12 protein-coding genes are annotated in these 20094 nt (G+C 74.3%); 6 read left to right on the forward strand and 6 right to left on the reverse strand.

The annotated features are described in order from the left end of the window. Nucleotides 1–155: 155 nt before the first annotated feature. Nucleotides 156–3872 carry a fibronectin type III domain-containing protein gene (locus V5O49_RS06335; RefSeq protein WP_332901495.1) on the reverse strand — a complete coding sequence of 1239 codons (3717 nt, stop codon included), beginning with the start codon at nt 3870–3872 and terminating at the stop codon, nt 156–158. Nucleotides 3873–4219: 347 nt separating this feature from the next. On the opposite strand from V5O49_RS06335, the gene V5O49_RS06340 reads away from it, so the two are divergent. The 3 genes from V5O49_RS06340 to V5O49_RS06350 are packed head-to-tail and all read left to right on the forward strand — an operon-like array spanning nt 4220 to nt 8715. Then, a complete protein-coding gene (locus V5O49_RS06340) occupies nt 4220–5059 on the forward strand; it encodes a Sir2 family NAD-dependent protein deacetylase (protein ID WP_405001153.1) in 840 nt (279 codons plus the stop codon). A gap of 44 nt (nt 5060–5103) precedes the next feature. After that, nucleotides 5104–7188 carry an acyltransferase family protein gene (locus V5O49_RS06345; protein ID WP_332901497.1) on the forward strand — a complete coding sequence of 695 codons (2085 nt, stop codon included), beginning with the start codon at nt 5104–5106 and terminating at the stop codon, nt 7186–7188. A gap of 9 nt (nt 7189–7197) precedes the next feature. Continuing rightward, a complete protein-coding gene (locus V5O49_RS06350) occupies nt 7198–8715 on the forward strand; it encodes a phytoene desaturase family protein (RefSeq protein WP_332901498.1) in 1518 nt (505 codons plus the stop codon). A 10-nt stretch (nt 8716–8725) separates the two neighbouring features. Here the strand turns inward: V5O49_RS06350 and V5O49_RS06355 are convergent, their stop codons facing one another. The 4 genes from V5O49_RS06355 to tadA all read right to left on the reverse strand — a co-directional run bounded on the left by V5O49_RS06355 (nt 8726) and on the right by tadA (nt 12233). After that, on the reverse strand, nt 8726–9619 hold the full coding sequence (locus V5O49_RS06355; RefSeq protein ID WP_332901499.1) for a DUF4097 family beta strand repeat-containing protein: 894 nt from the start codon (nt 9617–9619) through the stop codon (nt 8726–8728). Next, nucleotides 9616–10275 carry a response regulator transcription factor gene (locus V5O49_RS06360; protein ID WP_332901500.1) on the reverse strand — a complete coding sequence of 220 codons (660 nt, stop codon included), beginning with the start codon at nt 10273–10275 and terminating at the stop codon, nt 9616–9618. The genes V5O49_RS06355 and V5O49_RS06360 overlap by 4 nt, the downstream gene beginning before the upstream one ends. Beyond that, complete coding sequence (locus V5O49_RS06365) at nt 10263–11618, reverse strand: histidine kinase (protein WP_332901501.1); 1356 nt, start codon at nt 11616–11618, stop codon at nt 10263–10265. Before V5O49_RS06365 ends, V5O49_RS06360 begins: the two co-directional genes overlap by 13 nt. Before the next feature lie 183 nt (nt 11619–11801). Continuing rightward, nucleotides 11802–12233 (reverse strand): tRNA adenosine(34) deaminase TadA, encoded by a 432-nt coding sequence (gene tadA / locus V5O49_RS06370; RefSeq protein WP_332901768.1) that lies wholly within the window; start codon nt 12231–12233, stop codon nt 11802–11804. 256 nt (nt 12234–12489) lie between these two features. On the opposite strand from tadA, the gene V5O49_RS06375 reads away from it, so the two are divergent. Both V5O49_RS06375 and upp read left to right on the forward strand, forming a co-directional pair. Next, on the forward strand, nt 12490–14205 hold the full coding sequence (locus V5O49_RS06375; RefSeq protein WP_332901502.1) for a hypothetical protein: 1716 nt from the start codon (nt 12490–12492) through the stop codon (nt 14203–14205). Between the two features lie 93 nt (nt 14206–14298). Then, a complete protein-coding gene (upp, locus tag V5O49_RS06380; RefSeq protein ID WP_332901503.1) occupies nt 14299–14934 on the forward strand; it encodes a uracil phosphoribosyltransferase in 636 nt (211 codons plus the stop codon). A gap of 36 nt (nt 14935–14970) precedes the next feature. On the opposite strand, the gene V5O49_RS06385 is transcribed toward upp, so the two are convergent. Next, on the reverse strand, nt 14971–19056 hold the full coding sequence (locus V5O49_RS06385) for a sigma-70 family RNA polymerase sigma factor (RefSeq protein ID WP_332901504.1): 4086 nt from the start codon (nt 19054–19056) through the stop codon (nt 14971–14973). Nucleotides 19057–19239: 183 nt separating this feature from the next. Between V5O49_RS06385 and V5O49_RS06390 the strand changes: the two genes are divergently transcribed. Then, on the forward strand, nt 19240–20001 hold the full coding sequence (locus V5O49_RS06390; RefSeq protein WP_332901505.1) for a hypothetical protein: 762 nt from the start codon (nt 19240–19242) through the stop codon (nt 19999–20001). Nucleotides 20002–20094 lie beyond the last annotated feature (93 nt).

Genomic DNA, 20094 nt, shown 5'->3' on the forward strand with positions numbered 1-20094 from the left:
GTACGGGGCCTCACGCTTCCTGTGATCCAGGTCACTCGCAGGGGTTCGGGGCGATTTCACCCGAACGGTGCACAGCACGACGGCCGCCGGGTCGGTACGCGCGCACCTCGCGCGCACCGCCCCGGCGGCCGTCGACCGGTCAGGTCAGTGCCGGATCACCACGGGACACCCCCGGGGCCGTACCCGACACCGCGGTCCTTGGGCTCAACCGTCACGGGCGCCGAGACGGCCGCGACCGGCTCCTGCCCCTCGACGACGGCCGTGACCTCGACGGACAGCTCGTGCCCGACGTCGGCCCGCTTGACCTTGTAGGCCGCGGCGTCGCCCTTCTTCCCGAGGGGCTCGCCGTCCCGCAGCCAGCGGTACGAGAACGCGGCGTCCTCGTGCGACCACTGCCCCGGGTCGGCCTCCAGCACCGCGCTCTGCACGGCGTCACCGGTGACCGCCGGTGACACGAGGTTCTCCAGCGGCACCGTGACCTCGGGCAACAGCTCGAGGGTCGTCGGGTCCGGGTTCGGCGTGAACCGCGCCCCGGTGTCCGACGGCGCCACGTCGGTGAGCTCGTACAGCCCGTGCATCTCGATCGAGCCGTCGGCCGCGATCTCCGGCGTCACGGCTGCGGCATCGGTGGAGACGAACCAGTCCGCGGTGACGGAGGCCGGCCGCCCGTCGGAGGCGTCCGCCGTCGTGCCGTCGAAGTAGTTCGACGGGTCCGTCAGCAGCGACGTGTCGTCCTGCTTCAGGCCCAGGGCGTCGGAGTCGGGGTTCTGCCACGAGATGACGCCGCTCGCCTCGTAGGCGGTCGTGCCGGCGTTGGTCTCCAGGCGCACGCCCCGCTCGTTGTCGACGGAGGTGACACCGTCGAGCCGGACGTCCGGGCCCGAGTTCGACGTCGCGCCGGTGGCGAGGTTGCCGTAGCTGAGCGCGTTGCGCAGCAGGTGGTCGCCCGGCATGGACTCGCCGCCGAGCTTGAACCCGTTGCCCTCGCCGGTCCACGTCGGGTCGTCCTCGAGGAACCCGTTGGCATAGGCCACGGAGTCCTCGACGACGACGGTGCCGATCGGGCCGGTGGTGGACTTGGCGTACAGGTCCCAGCCGTCGTCGATGTTGTGGTGGGCGATGTTGTACCGCAGCACGTTGCCCTCGCCGACGGTGAGCTTGACCCCGAACCCGTCGGCGTCGTTCCCGCCGGTGTCCGCGTTGTTGTGCGACACCGAGGACAGGATCGTGTTGTGCGACGGCCACATCGACGGCGGCTCGGCGGAGAGCCCCGAGATCTGGATACCCGTGTCCTTGTTGTGGTGCGACTCCACGCGCTCGACAACGTTGTGGTGGCCCTGGACGAGCATCGGCTTGGCCTTGTCGGCCGACCCGGTGATCTCCAGGTCGTAGACGTGCCACCAGTCACCGCGGATCACCAGGCCGCCGTCGGGCGACTCGCCGAGGTCCAGCACCGCGCGCGAGCCCGGCTCGGACATCAGGGTGATCGGGGCGTCGGCGGTGCCGTCACGACCCCGCTCGGCCACGATGTTGTGCTGCGGCGTGTACGTGCCGCCCGTCAGCACGATCTGCTGACCGGCCTGCGCGAAGTCGACCGCGGTGTGGAGGTCCAGCGGGTCGTCCTGGGTGCCCGCACCGTCGGCGGTGCCGTCGGGCGCGACCCAGATCGACTCGCCCGGCTCGCCGTAGGAGTCCACGGTGATCGAGAGCGGGACGTCGACCGGGTCGAACGACTCCAGCTCCTCGTGCTCGCCGAGCTGGGGCTGGTCGCCCTCCGGCGTGGCCCGCGCGGTGAGCTCGTTGACGCCCGGCTCGAGGTCGACCGTGCCGAGGGCCTGCTCGCCGGGGACGAGCTCCAGCCCGTCGACGACGACGTCTCCGGCCGCGTCGAGGATCTGCCCGGTGCCGTGGAAGTCGGCCACGAGCGGGACGTCGAGCTGCTGCTCCGGTGTCGTCCGGGTGACGTCGACCGACAGGTTCGTCGGCACGTACTCCGTCGGCGGCTCCTGGGCGGGCTCGTCGTCGTCCGGGTGGATCGTGGTGAAGTCCCACGAGGTGACGTCCACGACGATCTTGCGGGCCGTGGCCATGCCGACGTAGAACGTGTCGGGGTTCTGCTGCAGCAGCATGTCGGGGTCGTACTGGATGACCTCGATGTCCTCGCCGCCGTCGCCGGCGCCGCGCCAGATCGCGTGGAAGCCGGTGTTGGACCGGCGCAGCGTGAACTCGTAGACGTCGCCCTCGGCGAACTTCGGTCCCGAGGTGATCTCAGGGCGGTAGTCGGGGTCGAACTCCTCCGAGTCGCTGTCGTCGCGCGAGCCGGCGGTGTTGTCGTCGGTGGCTCCCGTGTACCCCTGGACGAACCGAGCGCCCGGGGTGCCGTTGACGACGTCGTCGGTGCCGCCGTTGTAGCGGGTGACCACCGCGCCCGCGGAGTTGAAGTAGCGGTGCGGGGAGGACTCGGCGACCAGGTCGTCGATGGCGATGATGCCGAACCCGGACTGGTTGTCCTTCGTCGAGCCGTCGACCACCTCGAAGGTGGCGTGCAGCGTGAAGTTCTCCTCTTCCGGGTCGATCTCGGTGAAGTAGTACTGGAAGCCGTCCTCGGAGCTCGCGAACTTCGTGGAGCTGTCCTTGGCGTCGAAGGTGATCGTGCCGTCGCCGTGGTCGACGACCTGACCCCCGGAGCCGGCGTTGGAGCCGACGTCGGCGATCTGCCAGCGTTCCACGGAGGTGGCGACCTCGACGTCCGTCGCCGGACCGGCCGCCGCGTCCGCACCGCGGTGCGCCACGACGCGGACCTGGTACGTGGCGCCGGCCGTGAGGCCCGGCACGTCCACGGCCGTGCTGGTCACGCCGTCGACGGCCGTGGCGAAGTCCGCCCCGCCCTGGCTCGTCTCGACGGAGTAGGTCTCGGCCTCGTCGGTGGCGGTCCACTCGAGGCTCACCGTGGCGTCGGTGCCGTCGACGGCGGAGGTCAGGGCCCCGGTGATCTCCGGTCCGACCAGCGGCAGGGAGAAGCCGTCGAACCCGACGCGCGCGGAGGTCTTCGGCTCGCCCTCGCCGGCGCGGGTGAGCCGCACCTCGACCTCGTAGTCGCCGGAGGCCGGCGGGGTGAGCGTCAGGGTGCCGCCGGGTCCGTCCTCGCCCGTGATCGCCTGGTCGACCTTCGCGCCGGAGGCGTCGTAGAGGGTCGCGTAGGCGACGTCGCCGCCGTCGTCGCCGAGGAGGCCGGTGTAGTCGACCTCCAGGTCGGCGGGGTCCTCGGGGTCGAGGGCGACGCCGTCGATCACCGGTGCCGCGACGTCGGCCCAGGGCGCCCGCTCGACCGGGTCGCTCGCGCCGAGCTGGGCGGAGAAGACGTTGACCCCGGAGCTCGGGGAGGTCAGGAAGTAGTCGCCGGCGGCCGGGATGTCGACGGTCTCGGTGACGATCGGCTCGCTGCTGTCGTCGGCGAGCGCCGGGATCTGGGCGATCTCGCCGGTGGCGTCGTGCAGCGCGAGGACCCGGTCGCTGCTGCCGGAGCTGCTGCGGGTCTGGACGACGAGCTCGGTCGGCTCGGTAGCGGTGAAGTGGATCGACCGGTACTCCGCGCTGCCCGAGCCGTTGAGCTTGAGCCGCTGGGTGTAGACCTCTCCGCGGTCGGAGAGGCGGTCGGTGTCCCCGACGGTCACCTTCTTGGCCTCGGTGGCCCGGACGGTGAAGTCCTCGGTGGCCACGAAGTCGGCCGTGAAGTCGCCGGGCGTCAGGTCGTTGGCGTTCAGGGCGGTGGCGGGTCCGACCGCGGCAGCGGTCACCGCCCCCGTCGCGGTCAGGGCCGCGGCCGTCAGCACGGCCAGCGACGAGCGGATGCGCTTGCCTGTCGGTGTCATGGATCTCCTCGTCGAGATGCGCGTCGGACCTCGTCGACCGACGCCAGAAACCGGTTTCTAATTACGGTAACCGCTCTCCAATGGCGTCGTCAAGACACGTCACGCCGCCGAGCGTCTCTGTTTCTCAGGAATCCCGGGCTGATTCCTGAGAAACAGAGACGCTCGATGCGACCGAGTGACCGAGCAGCCGGGTGACCGGACAGCCGGGTGACCGGGGCAACAGCGCCGCCGTGACGTGACCCACCGCGCCGCGGGACCCGCCGTCGTACTCTCGAGGGGTGGAACCCGCCGTCCGACTGCTCGCCCCGACGTACCAGGACCGTCGCTGGGAGCTCCCGCCGGACGCGGTGATCCACCACGGGACCGTCGGCGACGCCGCCCGCCTCCTCGACGGCCGCACGGTCACGGCGCTGACCGGCGCCGGCATCTCCACCGACTCCGGCATCCCCGACTACCGCAGCCCCGACTCGCCGCCGCGCAACCCGATGACGTACCAGCAGTTCGTCGGCGACCCGGACTTCCGGCGCCACTACTGGGCCCGCAACCACGTCGGCTGGCAGCACGTGCACCGCACCCACCCCAACGCCGGGCACCGCGTCCTCGCCGACCTCGAGGACCGCGGAATCGTGCGCGGCGTCATCACCCAGAACGTCGACCTGCTGCACGAGGACGCCGGCCAGCGCACCGTCATCGACCTGCACGGACGCTACGACTCCGTGATCTGCCTGCAGTGCGGCCGCACGATCAGCCGGTCCCACCTCGCCGAACGCCTCGACATGCTCAACCCGGGGTTCGTCGAGTCCGTGCTCGACGGCGGCACCACCGTCGCCGACATCGAGGTCGCCCCCGACGCCGACGCCGTCATCGCCAAGACCTCCCACTTCAAACCGGCCGACTGCGAGTTCTGCGGCGGGGTCCTCAAGCCCGAGATCGTCTACTTCGGCGAGAACGTGCCCCGCGAACGGGTCGACCGGGCGTTCGCGCTCGTGGAGTCCGCCGACGCCCTGCTCGTGGCGGGCACGTCCCTGACCGTGATGAGCGGGCTGCGGTTCGTGCGCCGGGCGGCCAAGAACGGCCAGCCCGTCGTCATCGTCAACCGCGGCGAGACCCGCGGTGACCCGCTCGCCACGGTCAAGGTCGACGCCGGGGCGACCGAGACGCTGACAGCCCTCGCCGATCTGCTCTGAGGAGCACCGAGCCGCTCCCAGCAGCGGATGAGATGCTCTGACGCGTGTCCACACCGTCCTCCCCGCGGACCGACATCCAGGGTCTGCGGGCCGTCGCCGTCGCCGCGGTGCTCGGCTTCCACCTGTGGCCCGCCGCGGTCACCGGCGGGTACGTCGGCGTGGACGTGTTCTTCGTGGTCTCCGGCTTCCTCATCACCAGCCACCTGCTGCGCCGCCCCATCCGCAGCGGCCGCGACCTGCTCGACTTCTGGGGACGCCGGGTGCGCCGCCTCATCCCGGCGGCCAGCCTCGTGCTGCTGGCCACGCTGCTCGCCGCCGCCGTCTGGCTGCCGGTCACCACGCTGCCGTCCGTCGGCCGCGAGGTGCTCGCCTCGGCGCTGTACGTCGAGAACTGGGTGCTGGCCGCGACCGAGACGGACTACCTCGCGGCCGAGGAGCTCCACTCCCCCGTGCAGCACTACTGGTCGCTGTCCATCGAGGAGCAGTTCTACCTGCTGTGGCCGGTCCTGTTCGCCGCGGTCGCCTGGCTCGGTCTGCGTCGCAGCCGACGCGCCGGCCGCGACGGCGGACGCCCGACGGCGGCGCTCGCCGTCGGGCTGACCGCGACGGTGGTCGCGGCCTCTCTCGGCTGGTCCGTGTGGGCCACGAGCACCGAGCCGGCCGCGGCCTACTTCGTCTCCACGACCCGGTTCTGGGAGCTCGGGCTCGGTGGCCTGCTCGCGGCGGTGCTCGCGCTCCGCGCCGGGGCGTCCAGCGCGCTGCTGCGACACGACGGGCTCCGGGCGGCGACGGCGTGGCTCGGTCTGGCGATGATCGTCACGGCCGTCCTCACCTACGACGCCGCGACCGCGTTCCCGGGGTACACGGCGCTGCTGCCGACCGTCGGCGCCCTGCTCGTCATCGCCGCCGACGCCGACGAGACCCGCGCGGGACCGGGCGCCCTGCTGCGGTGGCGGCCCGCGCAGTGGCTCGGCGACAGCTCCTACTCGGCCTACCTGTGGCACTGGCCGCTGGTGGTCATCGCGCCGTTCGCGATCGGACGCGACCTGACCGCGCTCGACATGGTGGCCGTCCTGGCCGCCACGCTGGTGCTGGCGGGCCTGTCCCGGCGGCACGTCGAGGAGCGCCTGCGCTGGCAGCCGCTGCTCACCCGCCGCCTGGCCGCGACCTTCGTGCTGCTGGCCGGGTGCGTCGTCGTGGTCGGCGGGGGTGCCGTCGTCGTGCAGCAGCAGGCGGTCGCGGCGGAACGCCAGGCCGTGACCGAGGCCCGCGCCGCCGTCGCCGCGGCCGCGCCCTGCGTGGGTGCCGCCGTCGTGCGCGACGACACCTGCGACGACCCGGGCCTGGTGTGGCCGCCCGAGGCCGCGGCCGAGGACAAGCCGGCCGTGTACGCCGACGGCTGCTGGAACAACGCCCCCTTCACCACGCGGAACACCTGCACCTACGGCGGCGGGGACGGGGAGCCGACGGCGCGGATCGCGCTGGTCGGCAACTCCCACGCCGGGCACTGGCTGCCGGCGCTCCAGGACGCGATCGACACCGAGGGCTGGCAGCTCGACACCTACCTGCAGTCGGTCTGCTACACCGTGGACCGGCCGCTCGCCTTCCCCGACGAGGCGGAGTCGGCGGCCTGCCGGGACATCAACCGGTGGGCCGTGGAGAGCGTCGTGGCCGGCGACTACGACCTCGTGGTCATGTCCGACCGCACGAACCAGCCGCTGGCCGGCGTGGCGCCGTCGGACCAGGAGGCGGTGGCCCAGGAGGCCTACGCCGAGACGCTGGCGCGGTTCACCGACGCCGGGATCGGCGTCGTCGTCCTGCGGGACACGCCCGCGATGCCGGAGAACGTCCCCGAGTGCCTGCAGCTCCACCGGGACACGGAGGCCTGCGGCGCGCCGCCGGCGACGGCGCTGGAGCCGGACCCGCTGGCCGCGGCCGCGAGCGCCGACACCACCGGCGCGGTGAGCGTCACGAGCGTCGAGGACCTGATGTGCGACGACGTCTGCCACCCGGTCGTCGGCGGGGTGACGGCGTACTTCGACCACGGGCACCTCACGGCGACGTTCGCCCGCACCCTCGCCCCGGAGGTGACCGGGGCCGTGCGCGCGGGGCTCGACCGCTCGCCCTAGGCTGCCTGCATGGAGGACGTGGTCGTCGTCGGATCAGGACCCAACGGGCTGGCAGCCGCCGTGACGCTGGCCCGGGTCGGGCTGTCCGTGACGGTGCTCGAGGCGCGGTCGACCGCCGGCGGCGGTGCGCGCACGCACGACCTGGGCCTGTCGCCCGGGCTGCGGCACGACGTCTGCTCGGCCGTGCACCCGATGGCCTGGGCGTCCCCGTTCTTCCGCGCGTTCGACCTGCCCGCCCACGGCGTCGAGCTGCTCACGCCCGACGTCTCCTACGCCCAGCCCCTGCCGGACGCGCGGGCGGGGATCGCCTACCGCGACCTGGAGCGCACGGCCGAGCGGCTCGGGGTCGACGGCGGCGCGTGGCGGTCGCTGCTCGGTCCGCTGGCCGCACGGTGGGAGGCCGTGGTCGCCGTGGGGATGAGCGACAAGCGGTCGATGCCGCGGGGCCTGTCCGACGTCGGGGGCCTGCTGGGGGCGGCCCGGTTCGGCGCCGCCATGCTCGAGCAGGGCACCGGGGCGTGGGGCGCGCGGTTCCGCACCGAGGAGGCGGCCGCCCTGCTCACCGGCGTCGCGGCGCACACGATCGCGCCGATGCCGTCCCTGGGCGCCGCAGGGACCGCGCTGCTGCTCGGGGCGCTCGCGCACGCCACGCCCGACGGCACCCGCTCCGACGGCACCCGCTCGGAGGTCACGGCCCCCGGCGGGTTCGACGGCGGCTGGCCGATCCCGCGCGGCGGCTCGGGGGCGATCGCGGCGGCGCTGCTGGCCGACCTCGAGGCGCACGGCGGCACGGTGGTCACCGACCATCCCGTGCGCGTCTGCACCGACCTGCCCTCGGCGCACGTCTACCTGTTCGACACCCCCGCCAGCACTCTGGTCGACGTCATCGGTGACGCCCTGTTCCCCACCTGCCACCGCGCGCTGTCCCGGTTCCCCACCGGCAACGCCGCCGCCAAGGTCGACCTGGTCACGGACGGGCCGATCCCCTGGGCAGCCCCCGAGGTCGCCCGGGCCGGCACCGTGCACGTGGGCGGCACCCGGGCCGAGATGGCGCGCGCCGAGTCCGCCGTCGCCGCCGGGGAGCACGCGGAGGCGCCCGTCTGCCTGGTCAGCGACCCGGTCGTCGTCGACCCCGACCGCGAGGCCGGGGGCCGGCGACCGGTGTGGGCGTACACGCACGTGCCGTCCGGGTCGACGGTGGACGTCACCGAGACGGTCCTGGCCCAGCTCGAGCGGTTCGCGCCCGGGGTGCGGGACGCCGTCGTCGCGACGCGGTGCACCCCCGCGGCCGAGCTGGCGGGCCACAACCTGAACCTCGTCGACGGCGACATCGCGGGCGGGCGCACGAGCCTGTGGCGGATGATCGCCCGCCCGACCGCCGCGGCGAACCCGTACCGGCAGGCCGGGCACGTCTACCTGTGCTCGGCGTCGACGCCCCCGGGTCCCGGCGTGCACGGGATGTCCGGCTGGCACGCGGCCCGCCGGGCGGCGTACGAGGTCTTCGGGATCCGTATCCCGGCGATCTGAGGCGGCCGCGTCACGGCGCCCGGTAGGCCACGTCCCCGTTCGAGCTGTGGATCTCCACGCTCCGCGAGGCCGCCGGGTCGGTGGGCCCCTCGATGATCTGCTGCCCGTTCGACGTCTCGATGGTCAGCGCCACCGGCTCGCCGTCGCCGACCACGGTGACGTTGCCGTTGCTCGTCCGGGCGAAGACGTCACCCCCGGCACCCGCGACGTCGATCTCGCCGTTGGAGGTCCTCGCCTCGGCGTCCCCGCCGACGTCGCGCAGCTCGACGTCGCCGTTGGAGGACCGGGCGACCGCCCCGCCGCCGACGTCGGCGACGTCGATCCGGCCGTTCGAGGTCTGCGCGTCGACGTCCCCGCCGACCCGGGTCGCCTCGATCTCGCCGTTGGAGGTGCGCGCCTCCAACGACCCGCCGAGGTCCGTCGCGACCACGTCGCCGTTCGACGTCCGCAGGTCGACGGCGCCGGCCGGCCCCTCGGCCCGCACCTCGCCGTTCGCCGTGTCGACCCTCACCACCGTGTCGGCGGGGACGACGGCGTGCAGCTCGCCGGCGCACGTCCACGACCACCACACCCGGTCCGGGCAGGTGTTCTCCAGCACCAGCGACCCGTCGCCGGTCGAGACGGTGTACTCCGGTGTGGCCAGCCCTCCGCGGGAGACGACCTCGACGCTCACGTCGGTCGCGCCGTCGTCGGCCCGCACGGTCACGTCGCCGTCGGCGACCAGCTCCACCTGCCCGACGGGGTCGTAGGACTCCTGGCTGGTGCGTGTCTCGGACAGCGCCCAGTCGATCACGTGCAGGGCGCCCCAGACGACCATCAGCACGCCGACGGCGAGGCCGAGGGCGAGGAGCACCCGGGCGGCGCCGCTGCGTCGCGGCTGCGTGGTCGAGAGGTCGTGGCTCATCGTGCGTCTCCGTTCCGGTCCAGCCAGCGCAGCACCGCCAGGACGCGGCGGTGGGTGTCCGCGTCCACGGGCAGCCCCAGCTTGGTGAGGATGTTGGTCACGTGCTTCTCCACGGCCGCGGACCCGACCACGAGCCGGTCCGCGATCGCGGTGTTGGACAGCCCCTCGGCCATGAGCCCGAGCACCTCGCGCTCCCGTGCGGTCAGCTCGTCCAGGTCGTGGCGGGACCGGGCGAGCACCTGCGAGACGACCTCGGGGTCGAGGACGATGCCGCCGGCGGCGACCCGCTCGACGGCGTCGAGGAACTCGTCGACGTCGGCCACGCGGTCTTTGAGGACGTACCCCACCGACCGGGTGCCGTGGGTGAACAGTTCGGCGGCGTACCGCTGCTCGACGTACTGCGAGAGCACCAGCACCGGCAGCTCGGGGTGCAGGCTGCGCAGGTGCACCGCGGCGCGCAGCCCCTCGTCGGTGTGCGACGGCGGCATCCGCACGTCGGTGACGACCAGGTCCGGCAGCGAGGAGCCCGGCGCGGCCAGGGCGGTGACCATCTCCTCGGCGGTGCGGTGACCGACGACGTCGTGCCCCTCGGTCTGCAGCAGCCGGGTCAGCCCGTCCAGCAGCAGGACGGAGTCCTCGGCGATCACGATGCGCACGGCAGCTCCACTCGCAGGCGTGTCCCCGCACCGGGCGGGCTGGTCAGGTCGAACGTGCCGTCGAGGGCGGCGACACGGCCCCGCAGGCCGGCGAGCCCGGAACCGGATTGTGCCTCGGCACCGCCGCGGCCGTCGTCGGACACCTCGATCAGCAGGCGGTCCGGCCCCGTGGTGCCGGGCCCGGGGACGACGGCGGCACGCACGTGGGCGCGGGTCGCCCCGGCGTGCCGGGCGACGTTGGTCAGCGCCTCGGCGACGACGAAGTAGGCGGCGGCCTGCACCCCTGCCCCCGCGCTGTCGAGGTCGGGGCCGGCCTCCACCCGGACCGGCACGGGGCTGCGGGCCGCCAGCGCCGACAGGGCGTCGTCGAGGCCGCGGTCGGCCAGCACCGCGGGATGGATGCCGCGCACGAGGTCGCGCAGCTCGGCCAGCGTCTCCTTGACCTCCGTGTGCGCGTGCTCGACGGCGGTGACCGCGGCGGCGGGGTCGCGGTCGGCGGCACGGCGGGCCGCACCGAGCGCGACGCCGAGGGCGACGAGGCGCTGCTGGGCGCCGTCGTGAAGGTCCCGCTCGATGCGGCGTCGTTCGGCGTCCGCGGCCTCCAGGGCGGCGGCCCGGGTGGCGGTGAGTTCGACGGCGCGCTGCCGGGCCGTGGCGGCGTCCGTCTCGGCGGCACGCGCCCCCGCCTCGGCGGCACGCTGGGCGGCGCGGGCCTCGGCCGCCGGGGAGACGCCGAGCATCGCCTGGGCCAGCGCGGTCGTGGCGAGCGTGCCGACCTGGGCCAGGACGGCGGCGAGCCAGGCGAGCACGACGGCGATCGGGAGCGCCCACAGCGCGGAGACGTCGGTGTCGGCCACGCGGCGCACCCCGAGGACGACGGCGGCGACGGCGCTGCTCGCCGCGGCCACGGCGAGCGTGAGGAACACGGTCGCCACGACCAGTCCGGCCAGGGTGTACGCGGTGGCGAGCCAGCCGCGCCGGTCGGTGAGCTCGGCCGTCGTCCACCCCCACCAGCCGGGCCGGGGCGTGCGTCGTCGTCCCGGGTCGCGCAGCGCGACGCCGGTCTGCGCGGCGAGGCGAGAGCGCTCGGCGGTGGCGAACCACCGGGCCACCCACAGGGTCGGCGGCAGCAGGAGAAGCCCGAGGCCGAGCGCGGGCACCAGGGAGGCCGCTACGAGCACGAGGTCGAAGACCACCAGCCCGACGGAGACGAGCCAGAGGTAACCCAGCGCGAGCTGGGCGAGGCCCCGCCACGTGGCCGCCGCCCAGGGTGCACGCAGCAGTCCCGGCAGGCTCGTGACGGCCGGCGCGGTGTCGCGCGGTGCCACAGGTGTGCTGGTCATGTCCTCGACACTAGGCAGGCGCGCGGCGGCAGGGAATGCGGAGGACCCACGTCCCCACGGTAGGGCTGTCCCGACCTCCGCACCCCGCCGTCCCCGCCGTCCCCCACCCGCTGTGGGCGTGAAATCTGCAGCCCCGAGCGCTCCAGAGCTGCAGATTTCACGCCCACAACGGAACGGGGGGCCTCAACGACGGGCCGCGAAGAACTCCTGCAGCACCGCGGCGCACTCGTCGGCCCGCACGCCCGCGATCACCTCGACCTCGTGCAGGGCGCGCTGGTCGCGCACCATGTCCCACACGGACCCGGTCGCCCCCGCCTTCGGGTCCCAGGCGCCGAGCACCAGCCGCCCGACACGGGCCGCGACGAGCGCGCCCGCGCACATCACGCACGGCTCGAGGGTGACCACGAGCGTGCAGTCCGTCAGCCGCCACTCCCCCCAGCTCGCGGCGGCCTGCCGCAGCGCCAGCACCTCGGCGTGGGCGGTGGGGTCCCCGGTCTCCTCGCGACGGTTGTGCCCCAGCCCGAGCAGCCGCCCGTCCGGGGAGACGACGACGGCGCCGACCGGGACGTCGTCGGTCGCCAGGGCGTGGGTCGCCTCGTGCAGCGCGATGCCCATGAGGTGGCCCCACACGGCGCGGCGCTCGCTCAGGGTGCGCGGGGGGAAGGCGTCCTCCGCCCACGGCAGGGCCAGGCCACGTTCGTCCACGGCTGCTCCTCGTCGTCGTCCCCGGCCAGCGTAGGGCCGACCGGCCCCGCACGGCAGCGGGTGAAATGTCCGCGCCCGGTTCATGATTCCTGGTCGTTTTGTTCCGTTTCCTCCGTACTGATGGTGTGATGTCCCTCGTCCCCCTCTTCCTTCCCGCGCACCGTGCGTGCGCGCCGTCCTGCCGAAGGGATCGATCACCATCGTGAAGAAGCTGCTCGCGAGCGTCGCGACCTCGACGCTCGCGCTCGGAGGGTTCCTCGTCGCCACCGCGACTCCCGCCTCCGCCCACACCCCCGACATCGACGCCACCTGCGACTCGCTCGCGGTCGACCTGCGCTCATACTCCGGCGCGCAGGTCACGGTCACCGTCGACGACGAGACCCGCGACGACTCGGCGTTCACCTCGAGCTACGCCGCGACGTTCACGTTCGACGACAGCGTCGCGCACACCTGGCACGTCGCCGTGGACGCCCACGACGACGACCAGTGGGACCGGGAGTGGTCCGGGCTGACGGAGCCCTGCACCACCGACGTCGCACCCGCCGACGAGCTCGTCACCGGCCTGTACCTGTACGAGAAGGTGCATCCGGACCAGCCGGCCGCGTGGCACAACTCCGGTCCGCAGGAGCTGATCGTCCAGCGGGGCGGGCACAGCTTCTGGGACGCCGACGACTTTCCCGTCGAGGAGCTCCCGCAGGAGGTCTGCGGCACGGGCTGGGGCGTCCAGCAGGACGTCGCCGACGTCACGGACGGGTTCGAGATCCCCCTCGAGATCGTCTGGCCGGAGGGCGGCTTCGACGGCCACCTCGTGGACTGGCGCCACGACGACCTGACCGACCTCGTCGAGGTCCCCGCGTGCGACGCGCCGGAACCGGTGACGCTGCCCGCGCCCACCCCCGTCGAGGAGTGCGACGCCGAGGCCCGCGTGGAGCTCCCCTCCTCCGAGCTCGCGGACTACTCCACCACCTGGAGCGACGACCGTTCCGAGGCCGTCGTCACGGCGACCCCGGCGGAGGGCGTGGTGCTCGCCGACGGCGCGCAGACCTCGTGGACCTTCGCGTTCACCGGGGCCGAGTGCGACGTCGAACCGGTCCTCGTCGTGCCCGAGCCGCCCACCGTCGTCGACGTCTGCGGCACCGAGAACGACGAGCTCGTCGTCCCGCAGGACAGCGAGCAGGTCACCTACTCCTCCACGTACGAGGGTGTCGTGGCCACGGCCGCCGAGGGCGCCGTCTTCGGCGACCTGCCGGACGGGTACACCGCGGTCGACGACACGACGGCCCGCTACCCCGTGGCCGGGACGACCTTCACCGACGCGTCGTGCGAGCTCGTGCCGGGCGACGTCGCCGCCGTCTGCGAGGGGGAGGTCCCGTTCCTCGCCTACGAGATGAACCTGCCCGAGGGCGTCGAGACCGACGGCGAGACGCCGCTGACCGTGTCGTTCCTCCACCCGGGCGACGGTGACGACGTCGTGCTCACCGACCAGCCGCTCGCCGGACGCGTGGTGTGGCCCGGAGCGTCGACCACCGAGCCGCTGCAGTGGCCGGGCTGGGAGCTCGAGGAGGACGGCACCTACGTCGAGACCGAGGGCAACTACGCCTGGACCCGCGACGGCGTCCGGGTGCTGTTCGAGGTCAACCCGGACCACTCGACCGTCGTCGAGTACCCGGCGGCGTCGGACACCTGCGCGAACCCGCCGTCGGACGACGGCGCCGACGTCCCCGCGGAGACCGTCCCCGCGGAGACCGTCGCCGAGAGCACTCCCGAGGCCGAGCTGCCGCGCACCGGCGCCACGGTGGGCGTGGCCGCCGGCGTCGCCGCGCTGCTCGTGGCGGCGGGCGTGAGCCTGTTCGTCGCGCGCCGCCGCCTGCACCGGGGCTGACCCGCACGACCGCCCGACGGGCCCGGCCGGCACGACCGGCCGGGCCCGTCGCACGTGCCGCGCCGGGACCGGCGCGCCCGGTACCGTGTGACCATGCGCCTGCACATCGCCGACCACCCGCTCGTCGCCCACAAGCTGTCCGTGCTGCGCGACGAGTCGACGCCGTCCCCGATCTTCCGGCTGCTGGTCGACGAGCTCGTGACACTGCTCGCCTACGAGGCGACCCGGCACGTGCGGACCGAGCCGAAGGAGATCACCACCCCGGTCACCACGACCACCGGGGTCCGGATGAGCCACCCGAGCCCGATCGTCATCCCGATCCTGCGCGCCGGACTCGGCATGCTCGACGGCCTGACGCGGCTGCTGCCCACGGCCGAGGTCGGGTTCCTCGGGCTCCAGCGCGACGAGTCGACGTTCGAGGCCGTCACGTACGCCAACCGGCTGCCGGACGACCTCACCGACCGGCAGGTCTTCCTCCTGGACCCGATGCTCGCGACCGGCGGCACGCTGGTGGCGGCGATCGACTACGCCCTGGAGCGCGGCGCACGCGACGTGACCGCGGTGTGCCTGCTGGCCGCTCCCGAGGGGTTGCAGGTCGTCCGGGAGGCGATCGGCGAGCGCGCCGACGTCCAGGTCGTGGTGGCCGCCGTCGACGAGCGGCTCAACGAGCACAAGTTCATCGTGCCGGGACTCGGCGACGCGGGCGACCGTCTCTACGGCGTGGTCTGAGCCGGCTCCCGACCCGGGGCGGCCGGGCGGACCGGCTCAGCGGTACTCGCAGAGCCCGACTCGCTCCCACTGGCGCCACTGGCCCATCCAGACGCCCTCCCACTCGGCGGCGTCGTACCACGACTCGTCGGCGCTGCCCTGGCCGTGCCCCTTCTTCTCCGCTGCCCGGCTCCGGTCCGCCGCGGGCAGCCCCTCGTCGTCCCAGCCCTCGTAGCGGTAGTCGAAGCCGTTCCAGGAGCGCACGTCACCGGTCTCGTAGCGCTCGCCCCAGGCGATGCGCGGGCTGCACCAGCCGGCCTCGGCGGCGGTGAACGTGTCGGCCTCGAGAGCGGTCGACCAGCTCCCGGCGGACACGGTCCACCGTCCGCCCTGGCGGCCGTCGATCCGTCGCGGCTCGACGGTGCGGGTCGTCCCGGCCGCCACCGTCACGTCGGTGTCCAGCCCTCGGGGACCGTGGACGTGGAAGACGACGTCCACGGTCGACGCGGTGTTGTCGAGGACGACGCCGACCTTCCGCCAGGACTTCGCGTAGTCGCCGTAGCGGTCCATCTGGACGGCGCTCTCGTCGAGCGACGCCCCGGGGGCGACGACGGTGCACGAGGTGCCCTCGTGCTCGACCGTCCGCTGCACGGTGTACGCGGTGCCCTCGATGGTCCGGGTCAGGCGCACGGTGACCGCTCCGGCATCGAGCCGCGCCCCGCCGGCGGCGTCGACGAACCGGACCGCGCCGTCGGCCGGCAGCTTCCGGGTCGTGACCGCGTCGCCGTCGCGCAGCAGCGTCGCACGCCACGTGCGCCCGCCGTCGGCGACCACGTCGACCACGAGCCGCGCGTCACCACCCTCGCACTGCGGCGCCGCCTCGACCTCGGCGTCCGGCCAGTCCGGGGCGGTCGAGCAGCCCGCGAACTCCAGGTCGACCGTGGCCAGCGGCCGGCCGTCGGCCAGGACCTCCGCCTCGCCCGTGCCCCACGGCACGTCCACGTCCACCCGGGCGGACTCTCCGCCGGCGAGCCGGACCTCCTCGACGTGGTCGCCGAGATCGATCGTGAACACCACCGGCAGCGTCGAGTCCCGGTTGTCGAGCGGCACGGTGAAGGTGCGCGTGGACGTCTCGGCGACCGGGTCGTAGCGGCAGGCACCGGCGGGCACGACCTTGCCCGCCGCCGGGGAGATCGTCGCCGCCGGGAACGTCGCGGTCGGCGTGGTGGCCGGCACGACGCCCGCAGCGGGCTGGTCCCCGTCGGCGTCGAGGACCCACCGGTACAGGTCGAAGGACACTTCGCCCGCGTCCGTGCTGGTGCTGCCGGTGGCGACGGAGAACGTGCTGCGCTCGCCGGCGTCGAGCCGGATGCGGTCGGCCTCGGACCCGAGCGCCGACATCCCGGCCTGCATCGGCTCCTCGCCATGGTTCACGATCGTGCCCTGGACCGTCACACGGCCGCCGTCGTTGACCACCCGGGCGGAGGTCTCCACGTCCCAGCGCGGGTCGTAGCACTCGGCCGCACCGTGCGTCCCGGAGCCCACCGTGCGGCTGTAGGTCTCCCCGGCCACGGTCGTCGAGACCGTCCACGTGCCGCTGCCCGCCGGCACGCGCAGACCGTCGGGGACCGTGAGCGTGGCCCGCTCCCCCGGTGCCAGCTCCGGGTTCTCCGTCGCCGTGGACCCGGCGGCACGCAGCACCGCGGTGACCGTCCGCCCCGTCGTGTTCGTGTAGCTGCCGATCACCACCGCGTCGGCCTCGCCGACGCCACCCGTGGCACGGCACTCGGCCCGGATCCCGCCGACCCCGGCGAGGACCCCGGCCCAGCCCCTCGGCACCTCGACCGAGGACGCCGAGGAGATGGTCGGGCCGTCCGTCGCCGTCGGCTCGACCGCGACGGCGTAGGTGCCCGCCGCGGTGCGGCCGTCGGCGACCACCGTCGCGGTCGCCTCGACGACCTCGCCGGGCTGCAGCGCACCGCCGGTGCAGAGCCACGCGCCGACGTCGGCCACCTCGCACCCCAGTGCCCCGGACACCGAGTGCGGGACGAGACCGGCCGGGACGCGGACGCGGACGGCCCAGTCCTCGGCGGTCACCTGGTCCCCGGTGTTGCGGACCGAGAACGGCACAGCCGCCAGCCCAGGGTTGGCCGCCACCTCGACGTCGGCGGCCCGCGTCGTCAGCTCCGGGCCGAACATGTCGACGCGGGTGGGCGGCAGCGCCAGCCGGCGCGCCTCCAGACCCTCCGCCCAGACCTCGGCCACGACGTCGTAGGAGCCGCCGTCCCGCACGAACACGGGCACCCGCACCGTGGCGAGCTCGTCGGCGTCGATGGTGCCGAGCCGGCAGAGCACCTCCTGCGGCTGCGCGGTCGCGGTGCAGGGCAGCGTCTCGAGCGTCAGGGGGCGCGGCACCGGCGCGGCACCGCGGACGGTCGTGGCCCGGGCGTGCTGCATGCCGGCCGGCAGGGTGAGCCGGACGTGGGCATCGACGGCAGGACGCCCACCCGGGTTGGTCACCTGGAAGGTGAGGTACTCGGTCGCCCGCGGCCGGAGCTCCTCGGCGGCCTGCGGCACGAGCACGCTGACGACCGCCGGGTCCACCACACCGAGCTCGTCCTGCGCCGACGGGTCCACGAGCAGGTTCGCCGGGTCGGTGGGGTCCTCGCTGGGCTCCGGGCTCGGGGCGGGCGACGCCGCGGCCCCGTCACCGTCGGTGGTGGGCCAGGGCGTCGACTCGACGGCCAGGAGCGGGCCGTCCGGGATCTCCTGCGAGACGTCCGCGTCGCCGATCGCTCCCAGGACGGAGACGACGCCGACCGTAGCGGCGGCGACGGCCCCCGTGGACGCGGCGACCGTCGCCCCGGAGACGCCGGCGGCGGTGGCTCCGGCAGCCGTGGCTCCGGCAGCCGTCGCCGCGGTGCCCGTGGCGGCCGTCGCCGTCCCGGCCGAGGTGAGCGTCACCGTGGTGGCCCCGGCCGCGGTCGTGCCCGCCGCCCCCGCGGCGCCGGCACCGGCAGCTCCCGCACCGGCCCCGGCGGCTCCTGCCCCCGCGCTCGCCCCCGCGGCACCGGCACCGGCAGCTCCCGCACCGGCCCCGGCACCGGCACCGGTGGCCCCTGCGCCCGCAGCGCCGGTGGCGGCCGAGGTCCCGACCGCCGTCCCCGTGCCGGCGCCCGCAGCACCCGCACCGGCACCCGCGGCACCGGTCCCGGCACCCGCGGCGGCACCCGTGCCGGCCGCTCCGGAGGCCCCCGCCCCGGCCACCCCGGCACCGGCACCCGCGCCGGCACCAGCACCAGCACCAGCACCAGCACCGAACGTCGCCGCACCCAGCGGGAGCGCCCCGAGGATCGCCGTGCCGGCCAGGCCCACCACGAGCGGGGCCACGACGGCCCGCATGCCGTGGGCGACGTCACCGAGCTCGAGCACCAGCGTGCGGCACTCGGCGCACACCTCGAGGTGGCGGTCGACCTTGGTGACCTCGCGGCGGGCCAGGCTGCCGCGCACATACCCGCCGAGCAGCGGGTTGACGACGCGGCACGAGTCGGCGGGCTCGCTGCTCAGGTGCTGCTGCAGGTAGCCGACCCGCAGACCCTCGCGAGCCCGGTAGGCCAGCGCCGAGACCCCGTTCGGCGTCAGCCCGAGGATGGGCGCGACCTCGGCCGGGGAGAGCCCTTCGACCTCGGTGTACCAGAGCACGGCCTGCCACCGTTCGGGCAGCGACTCGTAGGCGCGGGCGACCACCGAGTTCTCGAACCCGGCCAGGGCCGGGTCCTCCGGCGACGCCGACGGCCCGAGGGCGTGCTCGAAGGTGCCGTCGTCGGCCGTCGGGCGGGTCCGGCGTGCACCGTGCGCGAGGTCGGCGGCCAGGCGTCGCACGACGGTGAAGAGGTAGGCGCGGAAGTGCGTGTCGGGGCCGTTGCCCTGCTGGAGCATGCCGAGGACGCGCTGGAAGGCGTCGGAGACGACGTCGTCCGCGTCGCCGTCGCACCGGACGTACTGCCGGGCCAGGACCCGGGCGGCACCGCTGTGCCGCTCGTAGAGGGCGCCGTACGCGTCGAGGCTGCCTCCGCGCACCTCGAGGATCAGCTCCCCGTCGCTGGGGGCTGTTCCTCCTGATCCCACGTAGACGTCGGTCACGATCGTCCGCTTCTCGCCCTGTTGTCGGCCACTGCACCCGCATCGACACGGGACAGACACACTCTAGCCGCACGACCCGCACGTCGCCGAGCCCCCACCGGGTGAATCATGGAGTAGCACGTTTCACCCACCCGCAGGTCGGGTTTCTGCGTCATAGTGGGAGCCCATGGGAGTCACATCAGCATGAGCCTGCCCACCGGCGACACCTTTGCCGTCGACACGCGCGAACGCTGGCGCACCATGAGCCTGACCGAGGTCTGGCTGCGCCCGGGCGACTGGTACCACCCCGCCGTGGACGCCGTGGTCGAGGCGATCATCGACGGCAGGTCGCCCGAGGCTCCCGCGCACCGCCTCGGCGGGGCACGCAGCGCCGCCGGCATCGGCCTCGACGAGACCCTCGAGGACGTCGCCTGCCTGTACCGCACGGTGGGCGCCCCCGTGGACGTCGACGTGGTCCGCGGCGCGGCGCTGGGCTGGGTGCAGGGCCGCGACGGCCGCCCCACCCTGAGCGGGGTGCGCGACCCGGCGACCGGCCTGCCGACCGCCGACTACCTCGGTGAACGGCTCCGCGAGACCTACGGCCGGGCGACGCGGGACACCGTCGCGGTGTCCGACTCGCACTGCCTCGTCGTCGTCGACGTCGCGGTCGAGGCTCTCGACCCGTGGCAGCGCATGGCGCGGGCCGCCTCGGTCGGCCGGACGCTGGACCAGGTCTTCGGCGACGGGCACCCCATGGCCTCGTTGAGCGACGGCGTCTTCGCCGTGCTGTGCGAACGCACGCCCGACATCCCCCGCCTGTCCCAGAGCGTGCGCCGCATCATCGAGCGCAACGCCCAGATCCTCGGGGTCGCCGAGACGATGCGTCGACCGGTCCGGGTGTGGATGGAGCGGCTGCCGCAGGACCACGCGGCGGCGCTGAACCTGCTCGAGCACCTGCGGCGCTGACGACGACCGCGGCAGGCTCCACCGCACGGACGACCTCCTGCCCGACGACGAGAGCCCGGACGGCTGGTGCCGTCCGGGCTCTCGTGGTGCGGG

The sequence above is a fragment of the Isoptericola haloaureus genome (assembly GCF_036689775.1).
GTDB lineage: Bacteria > Actinomycetota > Actinomycetes > Actinomycetales > Cellulomonadaceae > Isoptericola > Isoptericola haloaureus.

Bases quoted from the DNA above. Each gene is read 5' to 3' on its own strand.
- upp (WP_332901503.1), top strand. From the start codon at position 14,299: ATGCGCCTGCACATCGCCGACCACCCGCTCGTCGCCCACAAGCTGTCC.
- V5O49_RS06335 (WP_332901495.1), bottom strand. From the start codon at position 3,872: ATGACACCGACAGGCAAGCGCATCCGCTCGTCGCTGGCCGTGCTGACG.
- V5O49_RS06390 (WP_332901505.1), top strand. From the start codon at position 19,240: ATGAGCCTGCCCACCGGCGACACCTTTGCCGTCGACACGCGCGAACGC.
- V5O49_RS06365 (WP_332901501.1), bottom strand. From the start codon at position 11,618: ATGACCAGCACACCTGTGGCACCGCGCGACACCGCGCCGGCCGTCACG.
- V5O49_RS06355 (WP_332901499.1), bottom strand. From the start codon at position 9,619: ATGAGCCACGACCTCTCGACCACGCAGCCGCGACGCAGCGGCGCCGCC.
- tadA (WP_332901768.1), bottom strand. From the start codon at position 12,233: ATGGGCATCGCGCTGCACGAGGCGACCCACGCCCTGGCGACCGACGAC.
- V5O49_RS06350 (WP_332901498.1), top strand. From the start codon at position 7,198: ATGGAGGACGTGGTCGTCGTCGGATCAGGACCCAACGGGCTGGCAGCC.